Source organism: Gemella sp. zg-1178 (genome assembly GCF_018790995.1).
Lineage (GTDB): Bacteria > Bacillota > Bacilli > Staphylococcales > Gemellaceae > Gemelliphila.
In genome coordinates this window covers 1-2,436 of record NZ_JAHKEI010000047.1, presented here as the reverse complement: position 1 = coordinate 2,436, position 2,436 = coordinate 1, and the positions used below count along the sequence as shown (strand labels likewise).

The 2,436-nt window shown below is 24.6% G+C and carries 2 protein-coding genes; both read right to left on the bottom strand.

What is annotated here, in order from left to right:
- Positions 1-204 precede the first annotated feature (204 nt).
- Entirely contained in the window at positions 205-1,512 is a 1,308-nt protein-coding gene (locus tag KMP12_RS07260) for an aspartate kinase (protein ID WP_215757051.1), read from the bottom strand.
- Between the two features lie 198 nt (positions 1,513-1,710).
- The gene (locus KMP12_RS07255) at positions 1,711-2,229 is read right to left on the bottom strand and encodes a GNAT family N-acetyltransferase (RefSeq protein WP_215757050.1); all 519 of its coding nucleotides are present in this window, start codon (positions 2,227-2,229) and stop codon (positions 1,711-1,713) included.
- Positions 2,230-2,436 lie beyond the last annotated feature (207 nt).

Here is a 2,436-nt window from a genome sequence, read left to right as displayed (position 1 = left end):
AAAATATAAATTAGCCTTAGTTTATTTTTTTACTGATTATTATTTATGAATAGTTTACGCAATTAAAAGGAGCATTAGCTCCTTTTTTTATTTTGGCTATTTTTATAAAAAAAGATGAAAAAATATTTCATGGGGTGTTTTTATTTTTCTATATAAAATTTTGGCAAGTTTATACTTTTTATCATAGCCAACCTATATTTTAAATTATTTATTAAACTCACTATATATTGTTCTAATAGTATGCTCATAATCTGAATTATGAACTCCTACTATAATATTTATTTCATCACTTGTTTGAGATATAACTATTACATTTATTCCTGCTTTACCAAGAGCTGAAAATAGTCTGCCTGAAGTACCGATTTTGTTTTTCATTTGTGAACCGACTGTCGCTATTAGCGATATTTCATTCATTACTGTTATTTCATCTGCATTTGTAATTTTTTTAAGTTTAGCAATTAGTTCATGAATAAAAGGCTTAATATCTTCAGTTGCTACAATAACTGAAAAAGAGTCTATTCCACTAGGTATATGCTCAATACTTACATTATATTCTTCAAAAATTATCAAAGTTTTACTTATTAGACCAATTTCATTTGACATATGATTTTTCTTTATTGTAATTATAGAAAAATCTTTTTTACCAGCTATACCTGTAATTACATTATTGGTTTCATCTTTACTGTTTTTTATAATAGTTCCTTTATTAGTTGGATTGTTGGTATTTAATATTTGAATAGGAATATCCTTATCCTTTACAGGAAAAATAGCTTCTTCATGAAGAACACTAGCTCCCATATATGACAACTCACGCAATTCTGTATAATTTATTAAATCAATTTCCTTTGGGTTATCAACTATTCTTGGGTCTGCCATTAGGACACCAGAAACATCAGTCCAATTTTCATAGACTTCAGCATTAGACACATTAGCAATAATTGCCCCAGTAACATCTCCGCCACCCCTTGACATTATTTTTATTTCTCCACTAGGAAGAGAACCATAAAAACCAGGTATAAGTAACTTAGAATTATTTTTTATTATTTCATCAAATTTATTTTGAGTTTTTTCATAATTTACACTTCCATTATAATTGAAGAAAATTAAATCTTTAGCATCTACAAATTTATAGTCCAGATATTCAGCCATTAATAAAGCTGTAAGATACTCACCTCTACTAACTAAATAGTCTTCATCTATATATTTTACTAACTCTTTTTCAAGCTTATCTAATTCTTTTTCAATATCAAAATTAATATTCAAATTATTTCTAATTTCTATAAATCTTTTTCTTATTATAGAATAAATATTTTCACAATTTATATTATATTTTATGTGAGCATAACACAAATACAGTAAATCTGTTATCTTATTATCTTCCTTATGAGCCTTGCCAGCCGCACTAACTACAACAAATTTTCTTGACTTATCACTTACTACAATTTCTTTTACTTTTTTAAATTGCTCCGAACTTGCAACTGAGCTACCACCAAATTTAGAAACTTTAACCATAATAACTCCTTTTAATAATAATTTATAAATATTATATCACTATAGAAATTTTTATCAATAGAATAAAATAAAAAAGCAAAGAAGTCTTTATAACTATCTTAACTTTTTAAATTTTATATTTAATTAATATAGTATTAAAAATTTATGTTCGAAATAAAAAATTAATTTATTTACTTAAAATAAATAAGTGATTAAAAATTATTTATTTTTATAAATCCAATGTCTTTTTGTCAATTTATCACCTTCATTAACAATATTTTCTAATATTCCACCAGATGCAAGAATAGTTTTTTCAGAAGCTATATTTTCACTATCACAAGTTACCAATATTTTGTCTAATTTTAAATTATCAAAAGAAAATTCCAAGCATTTCTTCATCATTAATTTAGCATAACCCTTTCTTCTTTCGTCATGACGAACACTATATCCAATATGACCACCGAAATTAAATAAATAATCATTAAGCTCGTGTCTTAAATTTATAATGCCCACAATTTTATTTTCTATTATTAATACAAATGTATTCGCAGGCACAAAATCTTTATTTAATAAAGTTTCTTTCTTAGTAGCTAGTTTAACTTCTTTAATCCAGTTTTCAATATTATCACTATCTTTAAGACCAGCAGCACCATGTATATGGTCTGAATACTTTAAAATATGGTTTTTGTATTTCAAAATTAATTCAATATCAGAATATTCTATTTCTCTAAATTCCATAAAATTCTCCTTTATAAACTTAAAATTTAATTAATTATACCATAAAAAATATTTTGATGATAAATTATATAGAAAAAAATAGTAAATTATATAATTAAGTTAGCCAGTAGTACAAAAAAAGCATCTCATAGGATATACTTTTAGTAACTACAAAAAAAGGATACCAAGAGATGCAAGAACATTATAACACAAAAGGCAAACACATTA